The sequence below is a fragment of the Streptomyces sp. NPDC058663 genome (genome assembly GCF_042716745.1).
GTDB lineage: Bacteria > Actinomycetota > Actinomycetes > Streptomycetales > Streptomycetaceae > Streptomyces.
Window position 1 is genome coordinate 15,453 of record NZ_JBHXRV010000052.1, and the last position, 25,123, is coordinate 40,575.

A 25,123-nucleotide genomic window follows, 5' to 3' on the forward strand; every position below is an offset into this window, starting at 1 on the left:
CGAGCCGCTCCCGTACCGTCTCGTCCCGCACCTTCCGGGGCGTGTGCACCGCCGCGTTCGCCACCGTCGGCCTCATGGCGGCGTCGCTTCCCGGCGCACAGGCAGCCGACAACCCCTACGAGCGGGGCCCGGCACCCACCACGTCGAGCATCGAGGCGAGTCGCGGCTCGTACGCCACCTCGCAGACCTCCGTGTCCTCGCTGAGCGTCAGCGGGTTCGGGGGCGGCACCATCTATTACCCGACGTCCACCGCCGACGGCACCTTCGGCGCGATCGCCGTCTCGCCGGGCTTCACCGCCACCCAGTCCAGCATCTCCTGGCTCGGACCGCGCCTCGCCTCGCAGGGCTTCGTCGTCTTCACCATCGACACCAACTCGACAGTCGACCAGCCCGACAGCCGGGGCCGTCAACTCCTCGCAGCCCTGGACTACTTGACCACCCGCAGCACGGTCCGCAGCCGGGTGGACGCGTCCCGGCTCGGGGTGATGGGCCACTCCATGGGCGGCGGCGGATCCCTCGAGGCGGCCAAGAGCCGTCCCTCGCTGAAGGCGGCGATCCCGCTGACCGGCTGGAACACCGACAAGACCTGGCCGGAACTGCGCACCCCCACCCTGCTCGTCGGCGCGGACGGTGACTCGGTCGCCCCCGTGGCGACACACTCGGAGCCCTTCTACCAGTCACTGCCGGGCTCCCTGGACAAGGCGTACCTGGAGTTGCGCGGCGCCTCGCACTTCACTCCGAACACCTCCAACACCACGATCGCCAAGTACAGCCTGTCCTGGCTGAAGCGGTTCATCGACAACGACGTCCGCTACGAGCAGTTCCTCTGCCCGTTGCCGCGGCCGAGCACGACGATCGCCGAGTACCGGGGGAACTGCCCGCACAGTTCCTGACTCCCCATCCCCCGCTGTGCCACGCTGGTGAGTCGCCAGCGGGGGAGGGCCGCTCCATCCCCTCCCCCGCCCCGCCCGGTCCCGGAACTGTGCCCCCGCACAGCCGGGACCGTCCGGCGTTGGGACGCAGCCCCGTCCCTCGCCGGGCAGGCGGACGCAAGTCTTCCGCGGTTGTTTACGCGGAAGTAACGTGGCGGTGTGACGCCCTCCACCCTCGTGCACGACCCTCCCGTCCTGTACGGCCGCAACGGAGAAATCGCCGCCCTGGACGCACTGTCGGCGAGACTTCGGCACGGGCACGGCGGTGCGCTCGTGGTGTGCGCACCGCCCGGTCTCGGCCGTACGTCACTCCTCGGGCGGGCCGCCGCCGCGCATGCCGCCCACCCGCACGCACAGCTGCTGTACGCCACCGCGGAGCCCGCCGAGCGGGACGTCCCGCACAGCGGGCTGCACGCCCTGCTCTGTTCCGCGCCGGGGCCGCCGCTGCCGGCCGACCGGGTGCCGCGGTCCGGCTCCGCCCCCGGCGCACTGCTCGGCTTGCTGCGCGAACTGGGCCGTGGGCGGCCCGTGTTGCTCTGCGTGGACGACGCCCACCTCTGGGACACGGCGTCCCGCACCGCGCTCGGCTTCGCGGCCCGGCGGCTCGGTGCGGACAGCCGGGCCGCCGTGGTGATCAGCACCGCCGACGAGTCGGGCTTCGCCGGACTGCCGTCCCTGCGGCCGGGCCCGCTCGACGAGGCGGCGGCCGCGGCACTCCTGGACCGCCTCACCGAGGGAACGGGCGTGGCCCCGTGGGTACGGGCCGAACTGCTGCGCGCGGCGGCGGGCAATCCACGGCTGCTCACCGGTCTCACCGCACGCCTGACCCCCGGTCAGCTGGCCGGGCGCACCGCCCTGCCCGATCCGCTGCCGGGCGGTGAATCCGTCCTGGCCGCGCACACCGCGCTGCTGGGCGAGCTGCCCTCGCAGACCTGGACGCTGCTCCTGCTGGCGGCCGCGGCGGCGGAGCACGAGCCCGAGGGCGCGGGGTCGGATGTGGCGCTGCTGCTGCGCGCGGGCGAGCGCGCCGGGCTGGATCCCGCCCTGGTGGAACGGGTGCTGCTGGAGCCCGGTGCGAGCGCGGGCGCACTGCAGCGGGCCGGGGAGCGGGTGCACTTCCGTCATCCGCTGCTGCGCCGGGCGGTGCTGCACCGCGCCTCCCCGGCCCACCGCCGTGCGGCGCACCAGCTGCTCGCCGGGCTGCTCGCGGGGCCGGGGGCACCTCCGCTGCCCCACCTCGTCCAGCGGGCCTGTGCGGCTCCCGGCCCCGATGCCGCGCTCGCCGGGCAGCTGGCGGCGCACGCGGCCGCCCCGCGCCCGCACCCCGAACGGTCGGCCGCGCTCGCCCGTGCCGCCGCGCTCTCCACGGACGGCGCACTGGGCGCCGTACGGTATGCGCAGGCCGCCGAACAGGCGCGCCTCGCCGGTGACACCGGCCGGGCCCGCTCCCTGCTGGCACGGCTGGGCCCGCAACCGGGCCCCGGTGCGGCGCAGCGCGTGCGCGGTCTGCTGGACCTGCGCGACGGTCCCGCCGCCGACGCGGGCGAGGCCCTGCTCGGCGCGGCCGCGCTGCTCGCCCCCAAGGATCCGCGCGGCGCCTGGGAGGCGGTGCTCGGCGCGGCCGAGGCGGCCTGGATGACGGGGGACGCCCCGGCCTACCTGGACGCCATGCACCGCGTCCCCCTCCCGCCGCCCGGCCCTGCGGCCGGGTGGTACCCGGCGGTCGCCGGGTACCGGGCCGGGATGTGCGCGGTCCTGAGCGGGCGCACCGCCGAGGGGCACACACAGCTGCGCCGCTGTCTCGACCGGGCGGACGGCGCGCGGGACCCCGCGGAGCTGCTGCGCGCGGTGGTGGCCGCGCTGGTGCTCGGCGAGGTCGAGACGGCCTGCCGGGCCGGTGCCAGGGCGTTGGCCGCCGTACGGACCCGGGGACCCGAGGTGCTCCTGCCGAGGACGCTGGAGCAGTTGGCGTACGCCGAGCTGCGGGCCGGGCGACACGCCAGGGCCCGGGCGCACGCGCGGGAGGGGCTCCAGGCGGCCCGTCGTACCGGACAGCCCAATACCGGCGCGCATCTGCACGCCGTCCTGGCCCTCGTCGCGTCGGCGGAGGGCGACCCGGCCGTCTGCGCCGCCCATGCCGACGCCGCGCTGGCCGCCTCGGGACCGCACGGTCTCGTCCAGGCCGCCACCCTCGCCACCTGGGCGGTCGCCCGGGGTGAACTGGCCCGCGGCCGGTGCGCCGAGGCCGCCGCCCGCCTCGCCCCGCTGGTGCTTCCGGGGCCGCGCCGCGGCCACTTCGCCGCCCGGATGCTCGCCGTGCCCTGCTACGTCGAGGCGGCCGTGCTCTCCGGCCGCGCGGACGCGGCAGCGGACGGCACGTCGGCGAACGGTGTGTCGGCGGCCGGTGTGCCGGCGGCCGGTGTGTGGGCGGCCGTCGCGGAGTTCGCCCGCTGGACCGAGCGCACAGCCGATCCGCAGGCCCCGGCCCAACTTGCTCGCTGCCAGGCCCTGTTGGCGCCGTTGACGGAGGCGGCCGAGCGGTACGGGGAGGCCCTGGCCCATCACGACAGGGCGGGCGGCGACTTCGAACGCGCCCGCACCCAGCTGCTGTACGGCCAGTGGCTGCGGCGGCGCCGCCGCACCCGGGAGGCACGCGGTCCGCTGCGGGACGCCCTGGTCGCCTTCGAGCGGTGCTCCGCCCGGAGCTGGGCGGAGCGGGCAGTCGGCGAACTGCGCGCGGCGGGCGAAGCCTGCGGCGACGGCCCGGCGGACGGGCGGACGCCGCACTCCGTACTGACTCCGCAGCAGCACCGGATCGCCCGGTACGTGGCGGAGGGGGCCACCAACCGCGAGGTGGCGCTGCGGCTCTCGGTGAGCCCGCGGACGGTGGACCACCATCTGCGCAATGTCTTCGCGGTACTTGGCGTGCGGTCCCGGACCGAACTCGCCAGGGTGCTGGAGCGCTGACGCCCGACGCACGCCTTCCGGCCGGACCGCCGACTGACAGCTGACGCACCGCGCCCGGCCGGACCGCCCGGCCTCACCCCTGCCTCACTCCCCTCCCCCGGCCTCCGCGACCACGAGCATGGTGCTCTCCGTGTCGCCCTCCGCCAGGAGGGCGCCGCCCGGTGCCCACACCGCGGAGCGGCCGCATCCTGTCCACGGGCCCGCCGGGCCGACGTGGTTGGCCACTGCGACGTACATGCCGGAGCGCTCGGCGATACCGGGGTAGACGGTGGCGAGTTCACCGGCCCCGCCGCCCGTCCCGTACAGCGAGCTGGCCAGGTGCACCTGGCAGCCGTCGGCGGCGCCGCGGCCGGTCAAGTCGGGGAAGTGGTTGTCGTAGCAGGTGGCGAGCGCGAAACGCACACCGCCGAGTACGAACCGCCCGTCGCGCCGCCCCGCCGTGAAGCCGTCCTGCTCGTGCTCGAACAGGTGCTGTTTCCGGTACGTCGTGACCAGCTCGCCGCCGGGGCCGAAGACCAGGGTCTCGATGGCGGGCCGCGGGCCGTCGGTGGCGGCCACACAGTTGACGACGGTGGCCAGGCCCGCACTGCGGAGCGGGTCCAGGCGGGGATCGTCTGCATGCGTCCACAGCCCCGGGTCGGCGCGTACGGTGTCCAGCTCGTACCCGGTCACGGCGAGCTCGGGGAACACCACCAACTCCGCACCGCGCGAGCGGGCTTCGTCGGCAAGTGCGGTCATCTGCCGCACGTTGGCGGCTACATCGGCCGGTACGCAGGTGAACTGGCCTGCTGCGATCTTCATGGCTGCGATCCTGCCACCGGGGCCGAAGGCATCGTCAGCTGCCCCCGGAGCCCCCGGAGCCCGCCGGGGCTCCCCTGGCTCCTCTGTCCCCCCGGGCATCGCGTCCGAGCTGACAGGATCGGGGCATGTCCAGCGACCGCCTCATGCGCATCCACAGCCCCGAGTTCCAGGCCATGGCCGAACGGGTCCTGCGGGTCACCGAGCTCACCTCCCGCCTGAACGTGCTGCCCTTCGAGGACGAGGAGGGCAAGGGGGAGCTCTTCCGGCAGATCCTCGGCAGACCGCTGCCGCCGCGGGTCACCATCTACCCGCCCTTCTACACCGACCACGGCCTGCGCCTCGAACTCTCCGAGCGCGTGTTCATCAACCAGAACTGCACGTTCCTGGACTACGCCGGCATCCGGCTCGGCCCGCGCGTGATGGTCGGCCCGAAGGTCACCTTCATCACGGGCGGTCACCCCGTGGATCCCGAGGAGCGGCGGCTGTACCTCACCGGCGCGCCCATCGACGTGGCGGAGAACGTGTGGATCGGGGCCGGTGCCACGATCCTGCCCGGCGTCACCATCGGCCGGGACGCCGTGATCGCCGCAGGCACGGTCGTCGCCGACGACGTACCGGCGGCCAGCCTGGTGACCGGCGCCAAGGGCACGGTGCACCGGCAGTGGTGACGACCCTCCCGGCGGCCTTCTGAGGAGGTGCCGTGGCGGTTACGATCACCTTCCCTCCGGGGCCCCGGAGGGGTGGCCGAAAGCGAGGAGTGCCGGAAGTGATTCGAAAGCTGCAGGCTGTCGCCCTGGACTGCGCCGACGCGGTGGAGCTCGCGGAGTTCTACGCGGCTCTGCTCGGCGGCCGGGTGGTCAGGGACGAAGGGGACCCCGACTGGATCGAGGTGCACGGCTTCGAGGGGACTCCGCTGGCCTGCCAGCGGGTGGACGGCTACCGGCCGCCGGAGTGGCCCGGCCAGCAGCACCCGCAGCAGATCCACCTGGACTTCGACGTCGACGACCTCGACGGGGAGGAGGAGCGGGCGCTCGCTCTCGGCGCGACCGTGCTGGAGCGGACCGACCAGCTCCGCCCGGAGGCCAACTGGCGGGTCTACGCGGACCCGGCGGGCCATCCCTTCTGCCTCTGCGTCCACTGAGCCCGTCGCCGCGGCACCGGGCCGGCTGAGTCCGGCGCGTTCACTCTGCCTCGCGCAGGCGGAGGAGGTACGTGGCAGTCAGTGCGACGGCACGGTCCTCGTCGTGCGCCAGTTCCGCGAGTGCGCGCGACGCCCGAGTGCCCGGGACGCCCGCCAGTGCCTGGGTGAGCCGGCCGCGTGCCGCCGCGTGCGCGGTGCCGGGAACGAGGCGGCCGACGAGCCCGGCCGCGATCCGCTCGGCCGTCGCGGCGTCGCCCGCCAGCACGCTCAGCGCGTCGGCCGCATCGGTGTCGTTCAGGCCGGTCACGACCATGTCGACGAGCACAGGGGCGGCCTGGGTCGCACCGCGCGACCCGAGTGCCAGGGCCGCCTGCCCGCGGACCACGTCGTCGGGGTGGTGGAGGGCCTCCCGCAGGTGCCCGGCGGCCTCCCCGCCGGGCATTTCCGCGAGGGACCGCACCGCGCGTTCCCGCACCTCGGCGTCCGGTGAGCCCAGGCCCATCGCGAGCAGCGCGGGGCCGTTGCCGCCGGTCCGGGCCAGTGCCCAGCGCAGAGCCCCGGCGACGTTCGGCTCGCTCTCGCGCAGAACCGCCTCGACGAGAGCCTCCACCGGCGCCTCGGCACCCGGGGAACCGGACGAGCCCGACGATTCGGACGATTCGGACGAGGCGGAGGAGGCGGAGGAGGCGGAGGAGGCGGAGGAGGCGGACGAGTCGGACAAGTCGGAAGAGGCGGACGAGTCGGCGGAGCCCGGGGAGCCGGAGGAGTCCGTGGCGGGCGGGGCGAGGGCCGTGGAGCCGGGCGAACCCGAGGTGAGCGCCGCGCGCTGGCGGGCGTCCGCGCTCGCCGACCCCAGCGCCTGGAGGAGCGCGACGACCTTGAGCACGTCCGGCCAGCCCGCCGGGTCCGTCGCGTCGATCCGGCGCAACCGCGTGAGCAGTTCGGTCTCCGCCGCGATGCGTGCGCGCGTCCGCCGGACGAGGTCGTCGACGAGCTCCGAGGGCGCGAAGCCCGGATCGTCGAGCGCGCGGCCGATCTCACGCAGCGAGAGCCCCAGCGACCGCAGGCTCTCGATGTGGAAGATCCGCCGGATGTCCTCCCCGGCGTACTCCCGGTAGCCCGATCCTGTACGCCCCGAGGGGCGCACCAGGCCGAGCGATTCGTAGTGCCTGAGCATGCGGGCGCTGACCCCGGACCTCCGCGCCACCTCACCGATCAGCACGCCTCTACCGTCCGTCCGCGTCCTGTGTGCCGAGGGCCACGACACGCTTGGCCTCCTCGATGGCGTACGCGAATCCGGTGTCGGGGTCGCGCAGCAGCTGCCGGACGGCGAGCGCGTGCGCGCGGATGCCGGGAGCGGCCGTGGGCGGCACGGCGAGCAGGACCGGCACGCTCGCTTCGCCGAGGGCGGCCATCGCCCGGCCGAGGCTCAGCTGGGTCTCGCGCCCGCCGCGTCCCAGCTGGGTCGCCAGCACCCCGGCCAGCGCGGCCTCCTGACCCTCCGGCACCAGCACGACGGCCGCCCGCCAGGCGCTGCGGGCCACGTCGTCGTCCGGGTCGGTCAGCAGCGCCCGGGTGATCGCGGGCCACGCCGTACGGTCGCCGATCTTGGACAGGGTGTGCAGCGCCTGGCTCCGGGCCCGGGCGCTTCCCGAGCGGACCTCGTCGAGCAGCCTGGGCACCGTCATGGAGACGGGGTGGCGGGTGAGTGCCCACGTCAGCATGTCGCGGACGAAGAACTCGGGCTCGACCGCGGATCGTTCGACAAGTGTGTCGACGTAGCGCGGGTCGGGAGCCGTGCCGGCCGCCAGCGCGGCGCGCAGCCGCACCGAGGAACGGCTGTCCGCCAGCCCCCGAAGCCCTCGTGCCGTGTCGGGGTCCTGCCGCACCGTGGTCTGCCGTACGTCGTCCTGCCCCGCCATGGTCTGCGCTACGTCGCCCTGCTGTGCCGTGGTCTGCCGTAGGGCGTCCTGCCGTACGCCGTCCTGCCGGGCCCTGTCCGCGTCCTGCGGTGTGATCGTCATCGTGACCACCTCCTGCCCCGCAGTGAAGACCTTGTCACCGTGTCAAGGTCAAACGGGCGTGCCGTCGACCGCCGTGGCCGTGAGCGCTTCGGTGCCCAGGGCCCGGATCTCGGCCAGCAGATGGGCGTTGGTGATGCCCTTGACCAGGTAGCGCGAGACGCCTGCCGCGGCCATCTCGGCGCGCGGGCCGGGGTCGCCGTACGCGGAGAACGCCAGGACGCGCACGCCGGGGACGGTGCGGATGATCTGCCCGGCGGTGTACCGGCCGCCGCCGGGGAAACGTACGTCGAGGACCACGACGTGCGGCCGTTCGGCGGTGGCGAGCCGGATCGCCTCGTCGGCGTCGGCCGCGCTGCCGGCCAGGACGAGGTCGGGCTGGGCGCCGATGACTTCCGCCAGTGCGGTGCGCAGCATGTCGTTGTCGTCGCAGATGAGTACCTTCAGGCCGTCCTCGGCCTCAGGGGTCGTGCTCACGGGTGCTCCTGGGAGGCGTTCCTGGCGTCCGGCGGGCTGTGGTGCGGGGGCCGCCCGTGGTGCGGGCCGGGCAGCGGTTCGTCCAGCTCACCGGTCGGCAGGTCGGGCACCCAGAACTCCACGGTGGTACCGGTGCCGGGTTCGCTGCGCAGTGTCCACCAGCCGCCTGCGGTCTCGGCCCGTTCCCGCATCTCGATCAGCCCGAAGTGCTCGCCCGCCTTGCGGGGTGCCGCCGGGCGTCCGGTGCCGTCGTCCGTGACCCGGATCAGCAGGCCCGTGCCCTCGGTGGTGACGCCGACCTTCACCGCGCGGGCGTGGGCGTGCTTGCGCACGTTGAGCAGCGCCTCCTGCACGACGCGGAAGATGGTGATCGCGGTCTCGGGGGCCGGTTCCTTCTCCAGATTGTGCTCCAGCACCGCTTCGAGACCCCAGTTGCCGCGCACCACGTCGTCGAGGTGCTGGGCCAGGGAATCGATGAGGCCGTGCCGGTCGATGCCGGGCGGCTGGAGCCGGAAGGTGAGACTGCGCAGCCGGTCCACCGCCTCGCGCACCGACACGTCGAGCCGGGTGAGTTCGCGCGCGTACGGTTCCTCGGCCCGGTCCGCGAGGAGTTGCAGCCGCATGCCGACCGCGACCATCGCCTGGATGGAGTCGTCGTGCACGTCCCAGGCGATGCGCCGGCGTTCCAGCTCCTGTGCCTGCACCAGGTGGGTGAACAGCCGGCGGCGCTCGCTGAGCGCCTGTTCGGCGGCGCGGCGCTCGCTCATGTCGCGGGTGACCTTGCCGAAGCCGCGCAGTTCGCCGTCCTCGCCGAAGAGGGGGGTGATCACCACATTGGCCCAGAACCGGGTGCCGTCCTTGCGCAGGCGCCAGCCCTCGTCCTCCAGTCTGCCCTCGGCGACGGCCGCGTCCAGTTCCAGGTGGGGCTTGCGGGCCGCGATGTCCTCGGGCGGGTAGAAGACCGAGAAGTGCTTGCCGATGATGTCGGTGGCGCTGTAGCCCTTGATCCGCTCGGCGCCGGCGTTCCAGGTGGACACGTGGCCGCCGGGGTCGAGCATGAAGATGCCGTAGTCGACGACGCTCGTGACCAGCAGGGTGAACGCCGTCTCGGTGGGGGCCAGGGCGCCGTGCTCTGCCCCGTCCCCGGTCGCCGGGGCTGCCCCTCGTTCTCCGGTTCCCAGGGCCGTCCCCCGGTCCCCGGTCCCCGGTCCCGGCCCTCCGGGCGGAACGGAAGTACTGGTGCCGGTCATCGGAGCAGCCCCTCGCGGCGGGCCACGGCGACCGCTTCCAGCTGGGAGCGGGCACCCAGCTTCTCCAGGACCCGCTGAATGTGGTTCCTGGTGGTGTTGACCGCGACGCCGAGCCGCTCGCTGATGCCGGCGGTGCCCAGGCCGTCGCCGAGCAGGGCGAGGGTCTCGCGCTCGCGCGGGGTGAGGGTGGCGCCGAGGCCGGTGCTGCGGCCGGTCAGCCGGTCCAGCGCCCCGTCGAGCAGCCCCTTGCTGAAGGCCACTTCGCCGGCCGCCACCAGGCGTACGCCGTCCTGGAGCTCCGCCAGGTTGCCGACTTTGAGGATGAGCCCCGAGCCGCCGGCCTCGGCCACGTCGGCGGCCACCGCCGGGGTCCCCTCGCCGGTCAGTACCAGTACCCGGCTGCCCGGGGCGGCGGCCCGCAGGCGGGCGATGGCGGCGATGCCGTCACCGTCCGGCAGCCGCCGGTCCAGCACCACCACCGCGGGCCGCAGCCGGGCCGCGTCGGCCAGGGCCTCCTGCACGGACCGACTGCGGCCGACCACCTGCAGGTCCTCGGTACGGTCCATGGCCAGCCGGAGCGCTTCGGCGACCATGTCGTGGTCCTCGACGAGCAGGATGGTGATGCGTCCACCGGCGGTGCAGGGCACGGAGTCCGGTGTGATCTGGGGGGTCGAAGGCATCAAACGGTCCTCGGCGGTAGACGCGGGACGCTGTTGGCGAATACTTCGTCGGCGCCCGTGAGGGCGAACAGACGGGCGACCTGCGCGCGGGCCCCCTCCACACGCAGCTCGGCGCCCAGCATATCGGCTGTGGCCTTGGCTTCCAGCAGCGCGTTGAGCCCCGCGCAGTCGCAGAACCGCAGGTCCCAGAGCTCGACCACCACCCGGTCGGGCCTGCGGGCGAAGCAGTCGGCGACCGCCGCACGCACAGGGGCGGCGCCGCTCAAGTCCAGTGCGCCGACGAGCCGGAGGCGGTCCGCGTCCTTGCGGTGGACCTGGAACAGGGGGCCGGTCACGTGACGTCCTCCCTCATGGAACAACCTGCTGCACGGACCGACCTCCTGCACGGAACAACCTCACGCCTGGGCAACAGACACCAGGACATAGTAGTGAATCTGCACTAGTTGAGAACCCGCTCGCCCGAACGGGGCACCGGCACGCACAGGTGTACGCGTGGACGGGCACGCCTCGGCGGGAGCGCGCCAGCAGGGAAAAGGGCGGCGCGCTCGCGGCGGACTCGCAGGGGGGGAGGAGGGGCGGCACGAACCACTGAAGATTTCCGACCGGCTGGGTACTCTGCTGTTACGGGAACACCAGAGGACTGGACCCCCCGACAGCGCGACGCGGTGCCGGACTTCGGCGGGGCACCCGAGCGGTGAGCATCCAGTGGAAAGAGAGTGGGCATGGATCTCCCGCCTGCTGGTCCGCTCCCCGCGCCCGCCGCGGAGGTGCGCAGGGACTTCGACGGCACGCCGGGCTGCATCGCCGAAGCGCGCGCAGCGGCCGACGCCTTCCTCGCGCGCCACGCCCCGCAGGCCGGCCCCACCTTCCACGACGACGTGCTGCTGGTCGTCTCCGAGCTGGTGACCAATGCCGTCCGCCATGCTCCTGGCCCGCTCGTCCTGGAGCTGGGCCTGGCGCCCGGCGGGGTCCTCGTCGGCGTACGGGACCGCGAGCCCCGCCCGCCGCACTCCCGCGTCCCCGACCTGACCGGCGGACACGGCTGGCCCATCGTCCAGCGCCTGTCCCGCCGGGTGGACGTCACCCCGGACGGGGAGGGCAAGACGGTCCGCGCCGAGCTGGCCTGGTAGCGCAGGCGGCGTACGGCCCCCGTGCGGAGCCCGCGGTGCGCGGGATGGACCTGGCCCTGCCGCGAGCGGGGTGCCATCGGGGACGACCGTGGGTGCGGGCCCCACCGCTGTCGCGGCGGGGTCCGCACCCACGCGCCGCGAACGGCGCGCCTCTCCGTCCCCGGCTACGCCTTGACCTCGCCCGTGAGGTGGGCGAAGACGACGACGTTCGAGTCCCAGTGGCGGTTCGGGGTGAGCGAACCGCCACAGGTGATCAGGTGCAGCTCCGCCTTGTCGGTCCTGTTGTAGACCTTGTCCGTCGGGAAGCTGTCCTTCTTGAAGGTCTCGACCGAGTCGACCGCGAACACCGCGGTGGCCCCGTCCCGACGGTGCACCTTGATCTCGTCGCGCTTCCTGAGGTCCTTGAGATCGTGGAAGACGGCCTTCTCCGTCTCCGGCGTGTCCATGTGTCCCACGATCACGGCGGCCCCCCGCTCACCGGGGGTCGGACCCTGCCGGTACCAGCTGGCCTCCATCGGCCTGTCCATCGGCGGGGTCTCCATCTCCCCCTTGCCGTCGAGGCCCACCGAGGCGACCGCGGCGTCGACCTCGATGCCGGGGACCGCGATGCGGTCCGGGACCGAGGGGGCGATGGCGGCAACGGGCACGGTCCGGGTCACCGCGCCGTGTCTGCCGTCGTGTGCCGCGGGCCCTGCCGCGGACGACGCCGAGCAGCCCACCGTGACGGCCGCGGCGAGTGCCGCGACCGTTGCCAGGGTGGTCGTGCGCCGCAGGCGCGCGCCGTCCCCGCGGACCGCGGTCGCCTCGGTGCGGACCACGGTCGCCTCAGCCATCGCTGCGGCGGCGCAGGGCGAGCGTGCCGATCAGGGCCGACGCTCCGAGGGCGGTGACGGCGATGAGACCGGTGTCGGCCCCGCTGTCGGCGGCCGCCGGGGCCATGCCGGTCTGCACGGAGCCCTTGGGGATCCTGTACTGGTGGGGCTGGAGGGGCTTGACGTTGTGGGTGTGCGTGGCGGTGTGGTGCTTGTTGTTCGTGGGGGCGGCGCTGCCCGCGTCGACTCCGAACTTCACGGTGTCGATCCTGGTGCTGCCGACGTAGCCTTCGACGCCGTAGTAACCGCTCTTGGTGTGAGCGGAGACGGTGGCCCGGCCGTGCCAGGTGCCCTCGTGCTGGGGGTCGCGCTCCAGGTTGACCGTGCCGGTGAAGGCTCCGGACTTCACCGTGGCGTTGCCCTTGAGGTTGCCGCTCGTGATCGTGACCGCGACCTTGTCGCCCGGCTTGCCGCCGTCGGTGGACAGGGTCATCGAGGCCTTGGCCGGGGCCGGCGGGGTGGGGGTCGGCCGGGTGGTGGTGTTCACGGAGAAGGCGGCGGAGCCCTGGGCGCCGGTGTCGCCGTAGTCGGCGGTGGCCTTCAGGTGGGCGGTGCCGATGCCGAAGCCGGACTTCACCGTGCCGGTGCCCTGGTAGAGGGTGTGTCCGCCGGCGGGGGCGGACGAGGTGAGGCGGATGCCGCCGAGAGCGTCGGAGGTGGCGGTCACCTTCGCAGCGCTGGGCGCCGTGACCGTGAACGTGACGCGCTCGCCGGCGGCGTAGCCCGTCCGGTCCTTCGGCGACGAGGTGACCGTCACCGCCGGGGCCTCTGCCTTGTCGGAGGCGGTCGGGTCCGCCGTCGGGGTGTCCGTGGCCAGGGCCGACGGCGTGTCCGTGGCCGGAACCGACGGCGTGTCCGTGGCGGGGGCGGGCGACGGAGCCGACGGTGTGGCCGAAACGGCGGTCGGGGGCGTCCCGGAGTCCGAGGCGAAAGCGGTGGCGGGCGCGGCCATCGCCACGGTGGCGGCGACGGCTATGGCGGAGAGGGTGAATGCCTTGCGCATGAGTGAAACCTCCTCGGGGGGTTCGGACACTTTGCCCGTTACGCCCTCTATGAGGAGCCGGGTCGGCGAATGGTTTCGATGGCGCGGGACGAATTTTTCCGAGGAATCAGAGGCCCTGCCGAAGGTCCCACCCCTCTCCACCGCCTCCCACCAGCCATTTTTGGCGCCCGCAAGAGATGCCCATTGCGCGTCTTTTAGGTGCTTTGGTCCCGGGGGTGGGCCCGTCGGACGGGGGCGGACCTGCGTCGGTGATCATCCGTGAGAGTGTGGTTCGGCGCATGCCTGAGCTACGGAGGCGGCGCGTGGATCCGTACCGGGGCCCGGCCGGTGGCACTCGTCTCCGGCGGAGTCGCCCGGGTACGCGATCCTCGACGGCATCGACTCGTACCCGAAAGGACGTCACGACATGGCTAGGGCTTCCGCTCGCCACATCCTGGTCAACTCCGAGGCCGCGGCCTTGGACCTCAAGCAGCAGATCGAGGACGGCGCCGACTTCGCCGACCTCGCCAGGAAGCACTCCACGTGCCCCTCCTCCAGCGACGGCGGCAACCTGGGCACGTTCGGCCCGGGACAGATGGTCCCCGAGTTCGACCAGGTCGTCTTCTCGGCCCCCGTCGGCGTGGTCCAGGGCCCGGTGAAGACCCAGTTCGGCTCGCACCTCGTGGAAGTCACGAACCGCGAGGACTGAACCCGGACGCAGAACGGGGCCGTGTCGTCATGACGCGGCCCCGTTCTGCATGAGGGCGCCGAAGCCTTTCGCCCCATGCCGCCCCTCCTGGAACCGCACCCCGAAACAGCCGGCCGGCCCCTGTGCGGATTCGTTCGATCGTGGGGCGGATTCGTCACTAGCGGGGGCCGTCGCGGGGAAGACTCCTTTCGGGGGCGTAGGACGAAAGGGGGCACTCAGCGCATGCCGAAGCCTGAGAGCGCGGGGTACGACTACGACGTCGTCATCAGCGGGGCCAGCCTCGCCGGCAGTGCGGCGGCGATCCTGCTCGCCCGGCGCGGTGCCCGCGTCGCCCTGCTGGAGCGCCACTCGGACCCCGAGGCGTACAAGGTGCTCTGCACCCACTCCCTCCAGGCCGGCGGCTACCCGGTGCTGCGCGAGCTGGGCCTCGTACCCGCCCTCGAAGAGGCCGGCGCGGTGCACAACAAGGCCCGCTGGTACACCCGTTGGGGCTGGATCGAGCCACGGGCCGCTCCCGCGGGACCCGCACTCCCGTACGGGTACAACATCCGGCGCAGCACCCTCGACCCGCTGATCAGATCCCGGGCGGCCGGCACCCCCGGGGTGGACCTGCTCCTCGGCCACCAGGTGACCGGGCTGCTGCGGGCAGCCGGGCGGACCGTGGGGGTGCGCACCTCGACACCGCGGGGCGAGCGGGAGATCCGGGCCCGGCTGGTGGTCGGTGCCGACGGCAAGGACTCGGCGGTGGCGAAGTTCGCCGGGGTGCCCGTGCGGAGTTACGAGAACGCCCGGTTCGGCTATCTCGCGCACTTCCGCGGCCTGCCTCTCCCGGAGGGGAACAGCCACACCTGGTTCCTCGAACCCGACATGGCGTACGCCTTCCCCAACGACGACGGGGTGACGGTCGTCGCGGTACTCCCCGACAAGAAGTGGCTGCCGGCCTTCCGGGCGGATCTGGAGGGCAGCTTCACCGCGTTCGTCCGGGCTCTGCCCGAAGCGCCGCCGATCGACTCCGCCGAGCGCATCACGAAGATCGTCGGAACCGTCAACTACCCGCTGCTCAGCCGCGAGCCGACTGCGCCGGGGCTCGCGCTGATCGGTGACGCCGCCCTGACCGGTGACCCGCTGTGGGGGGTGGGCTGCGCGTGGGCCCTGCAGTCCGCGCAGTGGCTGGCCGAGACGGTCGCTCCGGCCGCGGCCGGAAGGGGCGACCTCGACGGCGCGCTCGCGCTGTACGCGCGCCGGCACCGCCGCCGGCTGCGCGGCCACCAGTACCTGGCCGCGGACTTCGCCAAGTCCCGTCCGTTCAACCCGGTGGAACGGCTGATGTTCTCGGCGGCGACGCGTGACGCGTCGCTGGCCCGTCACATGCATCTGTTCGCTTCGCGGCTGATCGGCCCTCCGCGCTTCCTGAACCCCGTGGCACTGGCCAAGGCCTCGGCGGTCAACCTCAGGCACCGCGGGAGTACCCGGCCGACGGCCCGTGTCGCACGTGGCTCTCGCTGGGCGAGGTCGCCGGGGCGCTTCACGCACCTGGGGTGAGGGGCACCGGGAGACGCTTCAGGCACGTGGGGTGAGGGCCCCGGGAGACGCTTCAGGCATCTGGCGCAAGGGGCCCGGGGGGACGCTTCACGCACCCAGGGTGATCAGGGCCGCGACGGCCGGGCCGAAGGCGCCGCCCAGCTGGTAACAGAGGTTGAACAGCCCCATTGCCGTGGGCCGTTGGGCGTCCGGGGCGGCCTGGGTGCCGTACACCGAGAGGGTCGCCATTCCCGCGCTGGTCGCGAAGACTGCCAGCAGGGCGACCAGCAGGAGCACGGGCGGCCACGGGATGGTCACCGCGGTGAGCGGGGCCAGGGTGCCGGCCGTGAGCAGGATCGTCAGGACGCCGCGCCGGCCCAGCCGGGCCGAGGCCGCCGCCAGCACCATGGACAGCGCCGAGCCCGCGAGGAGGGCGACGAGCTGGCCGGTGCCGATGGCGGAAGTGGACCAGTCGGTACGGTCGCGCAGCAGCTGCGGGACCGTGAACAGCAGGGTGAAGTACGAGGTGGCCAACGCGCAGGCCAGCAGGGTGTACAGGACGAACGACCGGGTGCGCAGCAGGGCCGCCGGGACGAAGCCCGTGGGCCGGGTGCGCACGTGCAGGGCCAGCAGTAGCGTTGCCACCAGCGCGGCCGCCACCGCCTGGAGCGGGTGGCGCGGAACGAGCACCAGGGCTGTGGCCAGCAGGACCAGCAGCGTGGCTCCCCGGCCGTCGAAGGGAGTGGCCCGGGGCGGCGCGGACAGATCGGCGCAGCGGCCGATCGCGGGGAGGGCGAACAGGGCGAGGACACCGACGGCGAGGGACGCCCGCCAGGAGAGAGCGCCCGCGAGCGTCGAGCCGAGCAGCGGGCCGACCGCACCCAGGGTGCCGAACCCGGCCGTGATGACGCCCATCCTGCGCACCGTCCCGGCCAGGCTCATCGCCACGGTGACCAGACCCGCGCCGCCCGCCGCCTGGGCCACCCGGCCCGCCATCGCCAGCGGCAGCCAGGGCGCCAGCGCGACGGCCGCGGTGCCGGCCACGATCAGGGCGGTGCTGAGCCGGAGCACACTGCCCAGACCCCGGCGGCGCAGCAGTGCGGCCATCAGCGGGGTGCCGACGGCCATCGCCCACGCGAAGGCCGTGACGAGCCAGGTCGCCGTGGCGGTACGGACGCCGAGCGCGCCGGCCATGTCGGGGAGTATCAGTACCGGGCTGTTGGCGCTCGCGGCCACCGGAGTGGCCAGCAACGCCAGCCACCCGACCGGGACTTGGTGGGCACGGGTGGAGGCGGCCGGGGCCGGAGCCGCAGTGGGATCCGCGGCCGAGGCCGGAGCCGGAGCCGCCGAGGTCCGGCCTGCGTCGGTGCCGGTGATGGTGCCGGGGCCGTTGCGGGCGCGGGTACGCGAGGGGGTGCGGGTACGGGTTCGAGTACGGGTGCGGGTTCCGGTGGGCAGGGGCATGACATGCTCCGAGAGGTGGGGCCGAAGTGGCGGGGGCAGTCCGCAGGGGCAGAAGGGGTGCGGGGCGGCGTCAGAGAGTGGTGACGGCCTTTTCGTACGCGAGGCGCGGCGAGCGCGGGTACCAGGCGTCGGGGCCGGGGCGGCCGATGTTCACGACCATCAGCGGGGTGTGGTCGTCGTCCAGGAACTCCTTCTGCACGCCCGCGAAGTCGAATCCGGTCATCGGCCCTGCGGCCAGTCCCGCCGCCCGCACCCCGAGGATGAAGTACGCGGCCTGGAGCGTGGCGTTGACGAGCGCCGACTCCTCGCGGACCGGGCGCTCCGCGAAGATCAGTTCACCCGCCTGCGGGAAGTGCGGAAGGAGCGCCGGGAGTTCCTCGTGGAACTCGTTGTCGGCGGCGAGTACCGCGACCAGGGGCGCGGTCGCGGTCTTCGGGCGGTTGCCCTCGGCCATGTGTGTCACGAGCCGCGCGCGGGCGTCCGCGGAGCGGACCAGGAGGATCCGCAGCGGGGACTGGTTGTAGGCGGTGGGGGCGTACTTGATCAAGTCGTAGACGGCCTGGACCTGCTCCTCGGTCACCGGCTCGTCGGTGAACGTGTTCGCGGTGCGGGCCTCGCGGAAGAGGAGGTCCTGGGCCTCGGGGTGGAGGGCGAGGGGGGCCGGGAGGGTGTTCTCGGACACGGCGGGTGCTCCTGTCGTTCAGCCTTGATAATCTCAACGTTGAGATAAAAGCAGCCGACCCTCTCAACGTCAAGTGTCTTAACGTTGAGAAGGTAGCCATTGAGAGGAGTGCGGCGATGAGCGATGCCGTGGACGCGATCATCGGGCAGTGGGTCGCCGAGCGCCCCGACCTGGCGGAGGAGCTCTGGCCCGTCCAGCTCTTCGCCCGGGTGCAGCGGCTGGGCCAGGTGGTGGAGAAGTCCGCCAAGGCGGTGGCCGCCACCTACGGCGTGGAGCGCGGTGAGTTCGACGTCCTCACCACGCTCCAGCGTTCGGGACCGCCCTACGCCCTCACCGCGGGCGCCTTCATCAAGGCGTCCATGGTGACCTCGGGCGCCATCACCAACCGCATCGACAAGATGGAGGCCAAGGGCCTGGTCGAGCGGGTACGGGACGGCGAGGACCGGCGCACGGTCAAGATCCGCCTCACCGAGCACGGGCACGAGGTGACCCGCGCGGCCTTCGCCGGCCACCTGTCGAACTACGCGCAACTGCTCGACGGCGTGGACCGCGAACTGGTCCGCAAGGCGGCGGACCAGCTACGGGAGGTACTGGAGACGCTGGGCGACACCACCATCAAGTAACCTCTCGACCGCGCCCGGCCACCGAGGTCCTCCGGCCCCCCTCCACCCCGGTTCCAGCGGGGCTGGAGCGGGAGTTGAACATGATCTGCCGGGAGGCTCTCCCCACGACCGCCGTCGGCGGCTCGGCGGCACGCGAGAAGACGAATACGGAAGCGGGAACCATGGTGTGGCTGACGCGTGCACAGGCGCGGCTCCTGGCACGGTGTGCGGCGGTCTTCGAGCCGGGAGACCCGGCGCGCACCGGACGGGTCGTGTTCTGGGACGCGGCGGGCGCTCCGCCGCCCGTGGTGTGCGACGGGCGGGTGGGCGAGCGGGGCGAGGCGCTGCTGCACACCCCGCAGGGACCACGCACGCTGCCGGTGCTGCGCCTGACCGTGGACGAGGCCCTGCCGGTGCTGCTGACCGCGCGCAGGGAGTACGGGGAGGACGAGGGCGGAACGACGGGGGAAAGCGGGCCGGGCCGAGGCGGACGGCCTTCCGGCGAGGGCGGCACGCCGGACGCCGGGGACGCCGAGGGTGGAACGCCGGTCGGAGGCGGGCCCGGCGCGGGGGGACAGCCTTCCGCGGACGCGCCCCCCGGCTCGGACCAGCTCACCGGCCCGGGCGGGCGGCCCTCCCCGGACGGGCTCACCGGCCCGGACAGGCTCACCGGCCCGGGCGGACCCGCCGACGCGGACGGGCGGCCCGGCACCGGCGCACCGCTCGGTGTGCGAGGCCCGCACCCCGCCGCCGCATTCTGGGGCGCAGCCGCCGCACTGGCCCTCCAGCTCGTCGCCAGGGAGCGCATTCTGCCGGGGGTCTCGGCCGGTGGATACGACGCCTGGCGGGTCGGCCCCTTCGACCCCGATGACGTACTGCGGTTGCGCGAACTGGCCGCCGCCGCACCGCCGGAGGCGCTCGCCGCTCCTCTGCCGGGGACGGAGCTGCTGCCCGAGCCCGACGGGCCGCTGCGCGCGTTCCTGGATGCCGTGGCCGACACCCTGCCGCGCACCGCGGCAGCCGAAACGGCCACGGGGCGGGCCGCGTTCGCCGCCGTCGCACCCCAGCACGTACCGCAGTTGCGGGCCTGGGCGGACGAGATCTCCGTCGGCCTGGACTCGGGCATCCGGGTGGCCCTGCACGTCGTGCTCGACCACGCGGAGGAAGCGGAGGAAACCGGGGCTGCCGGGGGCGGCCCCGAGCCCGAGGCGGGGAGTGGCGGCACCGGCCGCCGGGGGCCCGGTGTGCGGATCGTGCCCCGGGTGACCGGCCTGGCCGACCCGACCCTCACCCTCGACGCGGCGGAGCTGTTCGACGGCGCCCCGCACACCCTGGGACCGCGTGCCCAGACGGACACCGTCCTGGCGGTGCGCCGCGCCGCCGACGTGTGGGAGCCCTTGCGCGGTCTGCTGCCCGTACCGCGTGAACTCGCCCTCGGGGACCGGGAGATCAGCCAGCTGCTCGGCGAGGCGGCACCCCGGCTGCGGGCTCGCGGCATCGACGTGCGGTGGCCCACCGAGGTGGCCGGCTCGCTGGAGGCGCGCGCCGTCGTCGGGGCGGACTGCGCGCCGCCTGCCGACCTGCGTTCCTTCATGGGGGCCGACGGGCGGGTGGACCTGCGCTGGCGGCTGTACCTGGACGGCGAGCCGCTCACCGAGCGCGAGAGCGCCGCGGTGGCCGAGGAGATGCGCCCGCTCGTCGCGCTGCGCGGGCGCTGGGTGTTCGTCGACGCGGAGCTCGCCCGTAGGGCCCGTACCCGCGAACTCAAACCGCTCACCGCCATCGAGGCGCTCGCCGTCGCCCTGGGCGGGTACGCCGAGATCGGCGGCGAACAGGTCCCGGTGGAGCCCAGCCCCTGGCTGACCGCCCTGCGCGCCCGGCTCGCCGACCCCGACGGCGGCACCGAACCCGTCGCCCCGCCCGCCGCCCTCGCCGCGACCCTGCGCGACTACCAGCTGCGCGGACTGCGCTGGCTGGACCGGATGACCTCGCTGGGCCTGGGCGGCTGCCTGGCCGACGACATGGGCCTGGGCAAGACGGTCCAGCTCATCGCGCTGCACCTGCTGCGCCAGGAGCACGGGGCGAGCCGCGGCCCCACCCTCGTAGTGTGCCCCGCATCCCTGCTCGGCAACTGGGAGCGGGAGGTGAACCGGTTCGCGCCGGGCACCTCGGTACGCCGCTTCCACGGGCCGGGCCGCGACCTCGAAGGGGCAGGGACGGGCTTCGTCCTGACCACGTACGGCACGATGCGTCTGGACGCGGAGGTCCTGCGCGCCCACTCCTGGTCCATGGTGGTCGCCGACGAGGCGCAGCACGTCAAGAACCCCGCTTCGGCCACCGCCCGGGCACTGCGCCGCATCCCCGCCGACGCCCGCGTCGCCCTCACCGGCACCCCCGTCGAGAACAGCCTCTTCGAACTGTGGGCCGTGCTCGACTGGACCACCCCCGGGCTGCTGGGCAGCCACGCCCGGTTCCGGCGCCGCTGGGCCGCCCCCGTGGAGGCCGAGCGGACGGGGCCGCCGGAGGAGCGGCACACCGCCGAGCGGCTGGCCCAGCTGGTGCGCCCCTTTCTGCTGCGGCGCCGCAAGTCCGACCCCGGTGTGGCGCCCGAACTGCCGCCCAAGACCGAGACGGACCGCCCCGTCGTCCTCACCGACGAACAGCGCGCGCTGTACGAGAGGCGGGTGCGCGAGGTGATGGCCGAGATCCGCGCCACCGAGGGCATCGCCCGCAGTGGCCTCGTGCTCAAGCTGCTCACCGGGCTCAAACAGATCTGCAACCACCCGGCCCAGTTCCTCAAGGAGGACCCGGCGGCCGACGGGCTCCGGCTGACCGGCCGTTCCGCCAAGCTGGACCTGCTCGACGAGCTCGTCGACACCATCGTCGCGGAGGACGGCGCGGTCCTGGTCTTCACCCAGTACGTCGCCATGGCTCGCCTGCTGGAACGTCATCTGGCCGACCGGGGGATGCCCGCTCAGCTGCTGCACGGCGGCACCCCGATTCCCCGGCGCGAGGAAATGGTCGAGAGGTTCCAGAACGGCGAGGTCCCGGTGTTCCTGCTGTCGTTGAAGGCGGCGGGCACCGGCCTCAACCTGACCCGCGCCGACCACGTCGTGCACTACGACCGCTGGTGGAACCCGGCCGTGGAGGCGCAGGCCACGGACCGGGCGTACCGGATCGGCCAGACCAAGCCGGTGCAGGTGCACCGGATGATCGCCGAAGGCACCGTGGAGGACCGGATCGCCGCCCTGCTCGGCGCCAAGCAGGAACTCGCCGACGCCGTACTCGGCTCGGGCGAGCAGGCCCTGAGCAAGCTGGGCAACGACGAACTCGCGAACCTGGTCGAGCTGAGGAGCGCGCGATGAACGACGTGCACGAGGAGTACGAAGAAGACGAGGGGAACGAGGAGTACGAAGAAGACGGGGGGAACGAGGAGTACGAAGAAGACGGGGGTTACGAAGAGGGCGGGGGTGGCTCCGGCGAGGCCGCCGCCCGGGGGTTCGCCGCCTTCGCGGCGCGCCGGGGCAGCCGGGTGCGCGGCACGTCCTGGTGGGGCAACGAGTGGGCCGGCGCGCTGGAGGACACCTGGTCGCAGGAGGACGCTCTCAAACACGGTCGTACGGTGGCCCGTTCGGGCACGGTCGGCCCGCTCACCGTGGGCCCGGGCCGCATCGCCGCCCGGGTGCACGCGGGCGAGGAGACGTACACGAGCACGATCGCCGTGCCCGTGCTCGCCGAGGAACAGTGGGAGGAGCTGTGGCACAAGTCGGCCGGGCGGCCCGGGGTGTGCGAGGCGCTGCTCGCGGGTGAGCTGCCCGCCGACCTCTTGGAGGCCGCCGAGGACGCCAGGCTCGGGCTGCTGCCCGGGTACGGCGAACTGGAACCGGACTGCGACTGCGGCGAGTTCGACCTGCCGTGCTCGCACGCGGTGGCGCTCGGCTACCAGTTCTCCTGGCTGCTCGACGAGGACCCGCTGCTGCTCCTGCTGGTACGCGGGCGCGAGGGCGCGCGGGCGCTGGACGACCTCAAGTCCGTACTTCTGTTGCGGGCGTTGACCGGTGCCGACGAGACCGACGGGGAAGAAGAGGACGACGAGGAGGCCGCCACCGGGGCGGGCGGCGGGGCGGGCGCGCCCGGAGCGGTGGCGGGCGCGCGCGGAACGCCGGCCGCCGAGGTGTACGCACGGCCACGGCTGCCGCTGCCCGCTCTCCCGCCGCAGCACCGCCCGCCGGAGCCGCCCCATGACGCGCCCGGCCCGCACACGGCGGGCATCGAGGCGGACCCACTGGGCCGGCTCGCGGCCGACGCGGCGCGGCGTGCCCACGGCCTGCTCGGGTACGCGCTCGGCTTCACCGACGAGCCGCAGCCGCCGCTCGACGTCTGGCAGGACACCGTACGGATCGCCGCCGAGCACCCGCATCCGAAGCTGCTGGCCCGGCTTCGCGAAGGCGTGGGCGAAGGCGAGGGCACGGGCCAGGGCAAGAGCGAGGGCGAGGGCGCGGGGCCCGCCGGCCGGAGTGCGGAGCTGGACCGGGCCGTCGCGGCCTGGCGCACCGGCGGTCCTGCGGGTCTGGAGGTGCTCCGGGAGCACTGGAGCCCGTCGCGTGCCGAGACGGCCAGGAGCCGTACGGCGCTCACGGCGGGCTGGGAGGAGGACGAGCTGCCCGCGTTCTCGGTCGACGGCAACCACTGGACCCTGACCGGCCGGGGGTTGCAGCTGCGGGTGGGCAGGGACGGCCGTTGGTACCCCTACCGGGCCGAGGCGGACATCTGGTGGCCCGCGGGCCCGCCGTCCCCGGACCCGGCCGTCGCACTGGCGGAACTCATCGGGGACTGAGGAATTCCTCGGGTCTGAGGGGAATTCCTCGGGGACTGGGGGCGAGCGAGGGGGCGGTTACGCGTCCGGGCCGACGCCCGTGGAAGGCCGGAGCGGTGTCTTGGCGCCCGTGGATTCGTGTCCGGCCGCCCGGCCCTGCGCGCTTGCGGCGTGCGCCAGTGCGCTCGGCGTGCGGCAGCCGACGATCGCCGGGGCCTCCTGGACGAGGCTGTCGTCGGTGAGTGCCTCGACCATGAAGAGGGCGAAGTCGACGCGCCGCGTCAGGTTGCCGGCCAGGACCGGGTCGCCCACGTGCCGGCTCCACACGGGCAGCCCCTCGCTCTCGCCCTCCTCGAGATTGCTGCCGCGCACCACCGTCCACCGGGTGTCGCTCGCGAACACCCTGCGGCACGCCTCCACCTGGTCGTCGAGCTCCCCGACCCGGACGAGTCTGGCGAGTACGGCGACGGCGCGCACGCCCCAGGTGAAGAGCCGCGAGTAGGTGTCCTTGCCGTCGCGCGTGATGTGCCAGCCGCAGGAGAAGACCAGGCGCGCACCCGGTTCGGCGTGGTCGAGCACCGCCTGGGCCGTTCCCGACGAGTACTGCTGGACGCCCCAGGGAGCGAGCACCGTCAGCACGCCGTCGCACCCGGCGACCGCCCGCCTGATCACATCCGGGTCGTTCGTGGCGCCGGGGACGACGGTCATCCGGCCTGCGTACGCCGCCAGTTTGGGCACGCTGCGCTCCCGGCACACGCCGACCACTTCGTCACCGCGCTCCAGGGCCTGACCGACCATGTACTGCCCCAGCTTCCCCGAGGCTCCGACGATGCAGACCTTCTTGATGCGCTCCGTGCCCATGGCGCTGCCCCTTTTCCCCGATGCGTCTGCCTTATGTTGTAAGGCAAGGTAGCCTTATGCCGTAAGGCCGTCAATGGGGCGGGCAGAGCGAGGCACGGGCCTGAGCATCGGAGGGCGCATGGGTACGGGAAGCGGTGCGGAGAGTGGTACGGCGGCGGCCAAGGGCCGGAGCAAGGCGGCGGGGCGCACCCCGCTCAGTCGCGAGCGGGTGATCCGTACCGCGGTGGCGGTCGCCGACGCGAAGGGGTCCGCCGCGCTCACCATGCGGGCCATCGCCGAGCCGCTGGGCGTGGAGGCGATGTCGCTCTATCACCATGTGGCGGGCCGGGAGGACATCCTCGACGGCATGGTGGACGTGGTGTTCGGCGAGATCGAGCTGCCGCCGCGCGCCACGGACTGGAAAAGTGCCATGCGGCAGCGTGCGCTCAGTGCCCGCGACGTCCTCGGGCGGCACCCGTGGGCGGTCGGCCTGATGGACTCCCGCTCCCGGCCGGGGCAGGCGACGCTGCGCCATCACGACGCCGTCCTCGGAGTCCTGCGCGACGGGGGCTTCTCCGTACCGATGGCCGCGCACGCCATCTCGTTGATCGACAGTTATCTGTACGGCTTCGTGCTCCAGGAACAGAGCCTGCCGTTCCGCGGCGCGGCCGAGTTGGAGGAGCTGGCGGGCACCCTGCTGGCAGCGATGCCCGCCGACACCTACCCCCACCTGGCCGAACTGGCCACCGAGCACGTCCTGCGACCCGGTTACGACTACGCGGAGGAGTTCACCTTCGGCCTCACCCTGCTGCTCGACGCCCTCCACCCGGACGAGCTCAGGGACCCTCGTGACATCTGAGTACCTCGCGCCGTACGGCATGAGTATCCGCCCCGATTACCGGCCGGTACATCGTTGCTGGAATGGGGGCATGACCTCAACGACTCCGCCCTCCGCGCCGACCGCGAACCACCCGCACCTGCGCCGCGTGACCGTCGCGGGTTCGGCTCTCGTGGTGGCCCTGGGCCCGCTGGTGGTCGGGGTACTGGTGGCCAAGGGGATCGCCGCCGATCCGCACGCGCCCGTCAACGCCCTGATCACCGGCGGCGGCCAGCGGGTCGGGCTCCCCCGGGGCGAGTGGCAGCGGCGTCGGCACGCGACGGCGCACCGGCTGCGGACGGCCCGGCGGACGTGCGCACGGCTGATCCCGCCGGCCGCGCGCCGGTGATCCCGCCTCC

At 73.7% G+C, this 25,123-nt stretch carries 24 protein-coding genes; 12 read left to right on the plus strand and 12 right to left on the minus strand.

The genetic code is table 11. From position 1 onward, the window contains the following. The first annotated feature begins 74 nt into the window (after nt 1–74). Both ACFWVV_RS30740 and ACFWVV_RS30745 read left to right on the plus strand, forming a co-directional pair. Nucleotides 75–893, plus strand: a complete 819-nt coding sequence (locus ACFWVV_RS30740; protein WP_384345549.1) for an alpha/beta hydrolase — start codon at nt 75–77, stop codon at nt 891–893. Between the two features lie 198 nt (nt 894–1,091). After that, nucleotides 1,092–3,899: a LuxR C-terminal-related transcriptional regulator gene (locus tag ACFWVV_RS30745; RefSeq protein ID WP_384345160.1), complete on the plus strand. Its 2,808-nt coding sequence runs from the start codon at nt 1,092–1,094 to the stop codon at nt 3,897–3,899. Between the two features lie 84 nt (nt 3,900–3,983). Here the strand turns inward: ACFWVV_RS30745 and ACFWVV_RS30750 are convergent, their stop codons facing one another. Next, nucleotides 3,984–4,700 carry a carbon-nitrogen hydrolase family protein gene (locus ACFWVV_RS30750; RefSeq protein WP_384345163.1) on the minus strand — a complete coding sequence of 239 codons (717 nt, stop codon included), beginning with the start codon at nt 4,698–4,700 and terminating at the stop codon, nt 3,984–3,986. A 125-nt stretch (nt 4,701–4,825) separates the two neighbouring features. On the opposite strand from ACFWVV_RS30750, the gene ACFWVV_RS30755 reads away from it, so the two are divergent. Both ACFWVV_RS30755 and ACFWVV_RS30760 read left to right on the plus strand, forming a co-directional pair. Further along, nucleotides 4,826–5,368 (plus strand): sugar O-acetyltransferase, encoded by a 543-nt coding sequence (locus ACFWVV_RS30755; protein ID WP_384345167.1) that lies wholly within the window; start codon nt 4,826–4,828, stop codon nt 5,366–5,368. Nucleotides 5,369–5,466: 98 nt separating this feature from the next. Beyond that, entirely contained in the window at nt 5,467–5,841 is a 375-nt protein-coding gene (locus tag ACFWVV_RS30760; protein WP_384345170.1) for a VOC family protein, read from the plus strand. A gap of 40 nt (nt 5,842–5,881) precedes the next feature. Here the strand turns inward: ACFWVV_RS30760 and ACFWVV_RS30765 are convergent, their stop codons facing one another. From ACFWVV_RS30765 to ACFWVV_RS30790, 6 genes are all read right to left on the minus strand, one after another. Continuing rightward, entirely contained in the window at nt 5,882–7,063 is a 1,182-nt protein-coding gene (locus ACFWVV_RS30765; RefSeq protein WP_384345172.1) for a HEAT repeat domain-containing protein, read from the minus strand. A 4-nt stretch (nt 7,064–7,067) separates the two neighbouring features. Next, nucleotides 7,068–7,763, minus strand: a complete 696-nt coding sequence (locus ACFWVV_RS30770; protein WP_384345552.1) for a HEAT repeat domain-containing protein — start codon at nt 7,761–7,763, stop codon at nt 7,068–7,070. A gap of 150 nt (nt 7,764–7,913) precedes the next feature. Further along, on the minus strand, nt 7,914–8,339 hold the full coding sequence (locus ACFWVV_RS30775) for a response regulator transcription factor (RefSeq protein ID WP_384345175.1): 426 nt from the start codon (nt 8,337–8,339) through the stop codon (nt 7,914–7,916). Next, nucleotides 8,336–9,589, minus strand: coding sequence for a PAS domain S-box protein (locus tag ACFWVV_RS30780; protein ID WP_384345178.1), 1,254 nt, complete (start codon nt 9,587–9,589; stop codon nt 8,336–8,338). The genes ACFWVV_RS30775 and ACFWVV_RS30780 overlap by 4 nt, the downstream gene beginning before the upstream one ends. Continuing rightward, entirely contained in the window at nt 9,586–10,269 is a 684-nt protein-coding gene (locus ACFWVV_RS30785; RefSeq protein WP_384345180.1) for a response regulator transcription factor, read from the minus strand. Before ACFWVV_RS30785 ends, ACFWVV_RS30780 begins: the two co-directional genes overlap by 4 nt. Next, nucleotides 10,269–10,604, minus strand: coding sequence for an STAS domain-containing protein (locus tag ACFWVV_RS30790; protein ID WP_384345183.1), 336 nt, complete (start codon nt 10,602–10,604; stop codon nt 10,269–10,271). Before ACFWVV_RS30790 ends, ACFWVV_RS30785 begins: the two co-directional genes overlap by 1 nt. A 387-nt stretch (nt 10,605–10,991) precedes the next feature. Here ACFWVV_RS30790 and ACFWVV_RS30795 point away from each other — a divergent pair, with 387 nt between their 5' ends. Then, nucleotides 10,992–11,399: an ATP-binding protein gene (locus ACFWVV_RS30795; protein WP_384345186.1), complete on the plus strand. Its 408-nt coding sequence runs from the start codon at nt 10,992–10,994 to the stop codon at nt 11,397–11,399. 164 nt (nt 11,400–11,563) lie between these two features. Here ACFWVV_RS30795 and ACFWVV_RS30800 read toward each other — a convergent pair whose 3' ends face one another. Both ACFWVV_RS30800 and ACFWVV_RS30805 read right to left on the minus strand, forming a co-directional pair. Beyond that, nucleotides 11,564–12,232, minus strand: coding sequence for a class F sortase (locus tag ACFWVV_RS30800; RefSeq protein WP_384345189.1), 669 nt, complete (start codon nt 12,230–12,232; stop codon nt 11,564–11,566). Continuing rightward, nucleotides 12,225–13,274 (minus strand): hypothetical protein, encoded by a 1,050-nt coding sequence (locus tag ACFWVV_RS30805; RefSeq protein WP_384345192.1) that lies wholly within the window; start codon nt 13,272–13,274, stop codon nt 12,225–12,227. Before ACFWVV_RS30805 ends, ACFWVV_RS30800 begins: the two co-directional genes overlap by 8 nt. Before the next feature lie 406 nt (nt 13,275–13,680). Here ACFWVV_RS30805 and ACFWVV_RS30810 point away from each other — a divergent pair, with 406 nt between their 5' ends. Next, entirely contained in the window at nt 13,681–13,962 is a 282-nt protein-coding gene (locus tag ACFWVV_RS30810) for a peptidylprolyl isomerase (RefSeq protein WP_384345195.1), read from the plus strand. A 222-nt stretch (nt 13,963–14,184) separates the two neighbouring features. Next, nucleotides 14,185–15,504 (plus strand): NAD(P)/FAD-dependent oxidoreductase, encoded by a 1,320-nt coding sequence (locus ACFWVV_RS30815; protein ID WP_384345197.1) that lies wholly within the window; start codon nt 14,185–14,187, stop codon nt 15,502–15,504. Nucleotides 15,505–15,591: 87 nt separating this feature from the next. Here the strand turns inward: ACFWVV_RS30815 and ACFWVV_RS30820 are convergent, their stop codons facing one another. Both ACFWVV_RS30820 and ACFWVV_RS30825 read right to left on the minus strand, forming a co-directional pair. Further along, on the minus strand, nt 15,592–16,947 hold the full coding sequence (locus tag ACFWVV_RS30820; protein WP_384345200.1) for an MFS transporter: 1,356 nt from the start codon (nt 16,945–16,947) through the stop codon (nt 15,592–15,594). Nucleotides 16,948–17,017: 70 nt separating this feature from the next. Continuing rightward, the gene (locus ACFWVV_RS30825) at nt 17,018–17,629 is read right to left on the minus strand and encodes a malonic semialdehyde reductase (RefSeq protein WP_384345203.1); all 612 of its coding nucleotides are present in this window, start codon (nt 17,627–17,629) and stop codon (nt 17,018–17,020) included. A 116-nt stretch (nt 17,630–17,745) separates the two neighbouring features. Here ACFWVV_RS30825 and ACFWVV_RS30830 point away from each other — a divergent pair, with 116 nt between their 5' ends. The 3 genes from ACFWVV_RS30830 to ACFWVV_RS30840 all read left to right on the plus strand — a co-directional run bounded on the left by ACFWVV_RS30830 (nt 17,746) and on the right by ACFWVV_RS30840 (nt 23,068). Beyond that, complete coding sequence (locus tag ACFWVV_RS30830; protein WP_384345206.1) at nt 17,746–18,252, plus strand: MarR family winged helix-turn-helix transcriptional regulator; 507 nt, start codon at nt 17,746–17,748, stop codon at nt 18,250–18,252. Between the two features lie 80 nt (nt 18,253–18,332). Continuing rightward, the gene (locus ACFWVV_RS30835; protein WP_384345209.1) at nt 18,333–21,596 is read left to right on the plus strand and encodes an SNF2-related protein; all 3,264 of its coding nucleotides are present in this window, start codon (nt 18,333–18,335) and stop codon (nt 21,594–21,596) included. After that, the gene (locus ACFWVV_RS30840) at nt 21,593–23,068 is read left to right on the plus strand and encodes a hypothetical protein (RefSeq protein WP_384345212.1); all 1,476 of its coding nucleotides are present in this window, start codon (nt 21,593–21,595) and stop codon (nt 23,066–23,068) included. The genes ACFWVV_RS30835 and ACFWVV_RS30840 overlap by 4 nt, the downstream gene beginning before the upstream one ends. Nucleotides 23,069–23,125: 57 nt before the next feature. Here ACFWVV_RS30840 and ACFWVV_RS30845 read toward each other — a convergent pair whose 3' ends face one another. After that, the gene (locus ACFWVV_RS30845; RefSeq protein WP_384345215.1) at nt 23,126–23,908 is read right to left on the minus strand and encodes an NAD(P)-dependent oxidoreductase; all 783 of its coding nucleotides are present in this window, start codon (nt 23,906–23,908) and stop codon (nt 23,126–23,128) included. Nucleotides 23,909–24,026: 118 nt separating this feature from the next. On the opposite strand from ACFWVV_RS30845, the gene ACFWVV_RS30850 reads away from it, so the two are divergent. Together ACFWVV_RS30850 and ACFWVV_RS30855 are read left to right on the plus strand one after the other, a co-directional pair. Further along, nucleotides 24,027–24,746, plus strand: a complete 720-nt coding sequence (locus ACFWVV_RS30850) for a TetR/AcrR family transcriptional regulator (RefSeq protein ID WP_384345218.1) — start codon at nt 24,027–24,029, stop codon at nt 24,744–24,746. Between the two features lie 70 nt (nt 24,747–24,816). Further along, complete coding sequence (locus tag ACFWVV_RS30855) at nt 24,817–25,113, plus strand: hypothetical protein (RefSeq protein WP_384345220.1); 297 nt, start codon at nt 24,817–24,819, stop codon at nt 25,111–25,113. The last annotated feature ends 10 nt before the right edge of the window (nt 25,114–25,123 follow it).

Bases quoted from the DNA above. Each gene is read 5' to 3' on its own strand.
- ACFWVV_RS30740 (WP_384345549.1), top strand. From the start codon at position 75: ATGGCGGCGTCGCTTCCCGGCGCACAGGCAGCCGACAACCCCTACGAG.
- ACFWVV_RS30750 (WP_384345163.1), bottom strand. From the start codon at position 4,700: ATGAAGATCGCAGCAGGCCAGTTCACCTGCGTACCGGCCGATGTAGCC.
- ACFWVV_RS30755 (WP_384345167.1), top strand. From the start codon at position 4,826: ATGTCCAGCGACCGCCTCATGCGCATCCACAGCCCCGAGTTCCAGGCC.
- ACFWVV_RS30770 (WP_384345552.1), bottom strand. From the start codon at position 7,763: ATGGCGGGGCAGGACGACGTACGGCAGACCACGGTGCGGCAGGACCCC.
- ACFWVV_RS30780 (WP_384345178.1), bottom strand. From the start codon at position 9,589: ATGACCGGCACCAGTACTTCCGTTCCGCCCGGAGGGCCGGGACCGGGG.
- ACFWVV_RS30785 (WP_384345180.1), bottom strand. From the start codon at position 10,269: ATGCCTTCGACCCCCCAGATCACACCGGACTCCGTGCCCTGCACCGCC.
- ACFWVV_RS30795 (WP_384345186.1), top strand. From the start codon at position 10,992: ATGGATCTCCCGCCTGCTGGTCCGCTCCCCGCGCCCGCCGCGGAGGTG.
- ACFWVV_RS30800 (WP_384345189.1), bottom strand. From the start codon at position 12,232: ATGGCTGAGGCGACCGTGGTCCGCACCGAGGCGACCGCGGTCCGCGGG.
- ACFWVV_RS30805 (WP_384345192.1), bottom strand. From the start codon at position 13,274: ATGCGCAAGGCATTCACCCTCTCCGCCATAGCCGTCGCCGCCACCGTG.
- ACFWVV_RS30810 (WP_384345195.1), top strand. From the start codon at position 13,681: ATGGCTAGGGCTTCCGCTCGCCACATCCTGGTCAACTCCGAGGCCGCG.
- ACFWVV_RS30815 (WP_384345197.1), top strand. From the start codon at position 14,185: ATGCCGAAGCCTGAGAGCGCGGGGTACGACTACGACGTCGTCATCAGC.
- ACFWVV_RS30820 (WP_384345200.1), bottom strand. From the start codon at position 16,947: ATGCCCCTGCCCACCGGAACCCGCACCCGTACTCGAACCCGTACCCGC.
- ACFWVV_RS30830 (WP_384345206.1), top strand. From the start codon at position 17,746: ATGAGCGATGCCGTGGACGCGATCATCGGGCAGTGGGTCGCCGAGCGC.
- ACFWVV_RS30835 (WP_384345209.1), top strand. From the start codon at position 18,333: ATGATCTGCCGGGAGGCTCTCCCCACGACCGCCGTCGGCGGCTCGGCG.
- ACFWVV_RS30840 (WP_384345212.1), top strand. From the start codon at position 21,593: ATGAACGACGTGCACGAGGAGTACGAAGAAGACGAGGGGAACGAGGAG.
- ACFWVV_RS30845 (WP_384345215.1), bottom strand. From the start codon at position 23,908: ATGGGCACGGAGCGCATCAAGAAGGTCTGCATCGTCGGAGCCTCGGGG.
- ACFWVV_RS30850 (WP_384345218.1), top strand. From the start codon at position 24,027: ATGGGTACGGGAAGCGGTGCGGAGAGTGGTACGGCGGCGGCCAAGGGC.
- ACFWVV_RS30855 (WP_384345220.1), top strand. From the start codon at position 24,817: ATGACCTCAACGACTCCGCCCTCCGCGCCGACCGCGAACCACCCGCAC.